The sequence below is a fragment of the Micromonospora sp. D75 genome, assembly GCF_018070405.1.
Classification (GTDB): Bacteria; Actinomycetota; Actinomycetes; order Mycobacteriales; family Micromonosporaceae; genus Micromonospora; species Micromonospora chalcea.
Genome location: NZ_JAGPXV010000880.1, coordinates 1 through 1,862, shown reverse-complemented (window position 1 = coordinate 1,862; position 1,862 = coordinate 1). Strand labels below are relative to the sequence as shown.

Genomic DNA, 1,862 nt, shown 5'->3' with positions numbered 1-1,862 from the left:
CCGTGCCGGTTCTGCTCGCCGCCCGTACCCTCGGGCTGGTGAAGGTCAACGAGGCCGACCTGGCGGAGACGGCGGCCCGGCTCGACGCGGACGCCGATCGATGCCGGCCGACCGCGGAGTCCTTCGTCAACCCGGCGAAGTCGCTGGCGCTGGGGCTGTCCGGCTCGATCCCGATCGTCTGGGGCTCGTCTCCGCTGGCGACCGTCGCGGCCCGGCGGTTCGGCGACACGTTGTCCGCCAACGCCCGCTACCCGGTGGTCGCCGGCGCGCTGGGCGAGGCGGGGCGGGGTCGTGTCGGCCTGCTCGACGGCGTGTTCGGCGGCCTGGCCGAGGGCGAGCGGGACATCTTCGCCGACCCGGGCGACGACGAGTCCGACGGCACCCGGCTGCGGCTGGTGCTGCTGCGCGACGGCGGGCTCAACGCCGACGACGACACCGACGAGCCGCTGGCGGTCGAGGAGCGCCGCGCGGACGCGGTGCAGACGCTCGCCGAGCGTCGTGGGGTGCGCTGCGACGTGGTGACCGCCGAGGGCGGTTCCGCGCTGGAGCGGCTCGCGTCGCTGGTGGCGGTCCCCGACTTCGCCTCGATCTACCTCGCCCTGGCACACGGCCTGGACCCGATGGCGGTACCGGCCATCACGGAGATGAAGGAGCTGGCGAACCAGTGAGCACACGGGGCATCGAGCGAGGCGGGGAATGAGCGCGAACGGGGGCACCAAGGCGATCGTCGCCGCCCTGGCGGCGAATCTCGGTATCGCCGTCACCAAGTTCGTCGCGTTCGCCCTCACCGGCTCGTCGTCGATGCTGGCCGAGTCGATCCACTCGGTGGCCGACTCTGGCAACCAGGGCTTGCTGCTGCTCGGCGGCCGGCGGGCCAAGCGGCAGGCCACGCCGCAGCACCCGTTCGGGTACGGCCGGGAGCGCTACATCTACGCGTTCATCGTGGCGATCGTGCTGTTCAGCCTCGGTGGCCTGTTCGCGCTCTACGAGGCGTACCACAAGGCGTCCGATCCGCACCCGATCGAGAGCTGGCAGTGGGTGCCGGTGGCGGTGCTGGTGGCCGCGATCGTGATGGAGGGCTTCTCCTTCCGTACCGCGATCAAGGAGTCCAACCTGATCCGGGGCAACCAGACCTGGGTGCGGTTCATCCGCCGGGCCAAGGCCCCGGAGCTGCCGGTGGTGCTGCTGGAGGACTTCGGCGCGCTCGTCGGCCTGGTCTTCGCGCTGTTCGGCGTCGGCATGACGCTGATCACCGGGAACGGCATGTGGGACGCGGCGGGCACCGCGATGATCGGTGTGCTGCTCGTGGTCATCGCGGTCACGCTGGCGATCGAGACCAAGAGCCTGCTGCTCGGCGAGGGCGCGGAGCAGGGCGAGCTGGCCAAGATCGAGCACGCCGTCACGAACGGTCCCGAGGTCGAGCGGATCATCCACATGAAGACGCTCTACCTGGGCCCCGAGGAGCTGATGGTGGCGGCGAAGATCGCGGTGCCGGCCTGGGAGACCGCCGAGGACCTGGCCCGCGACATCAACGCGGTCGAGGCCCGGATCCGGCGTGAGGTGCCGACCGCCCGGGTGATCTACCTGGAGCCGGACATCTACTCGCCGGAGGCGGAGCGGGCGGGCACCGGGCAGGCGGCGGCGACCGCCGTCCCGGAGGCCGCGACCACCGGCGAGGCGTACACGGCCGACGAGGTGGCCGGGCGGCCCGGGAGCTGACCGATGGAGCTGTTGCAGGGCCGGATCCGTGACTACGCCTGGGGCTCGCGCACCGCGATCGCCGAGTTGCAGGGGCGGCCGGTGCCGAGCAACGGGCCGGAGGCGGAGCTGTGGCTGGGCGCCCACCCGGGCGCACCGGGCAC

Annotated in this window: 3 protein-coding genes; all 3 read left to right on the top strand. The window is 72.4% G+C overall.

Annotated features, from left to right (window positions below; translation table 11 throughout):
- Positions 1–668: SIS domain-containing protein (locus KBX39_RS30255; RefSeq protein WP_282102494.1), on the top strand; the 668-nt coding region annotated here is incomplete at its 5' end.
- Between the two features lie 28 nt (positions 669–696).
- The gene (locus tag KBX39_RS30250; RefSeq protein WP_210873824.1) at positions 697–1,719 is read left to right on the top strand and encodes a cation diffusion facilitator family transporter; all 1,023 of its coding nucleotides are present in this window, start codon (positions 697–699) and stop codon (positions 1,717–1,719) included.
- A 3-nt stretch (positions 1,720–1,722) separates the two neighbouring features.
- Positions 1,723–1,862: type I phosphomannose isomerase catalytic subunit (locus KBX39_RS30245; RefSeq protein WP_312247518.1), on the top strand; the 140-nt coding region annotated here is incomplete at its 3' end.

Coding starts and splice junctions, on each gene's coding strand:
- KBX39_RS30250 (WP_210873824.1), top strand. CDS start 697: ATGAGCGCGAACGGGGGCACCAAGGCGATCGTCGCCGCCCTGGCGGCG.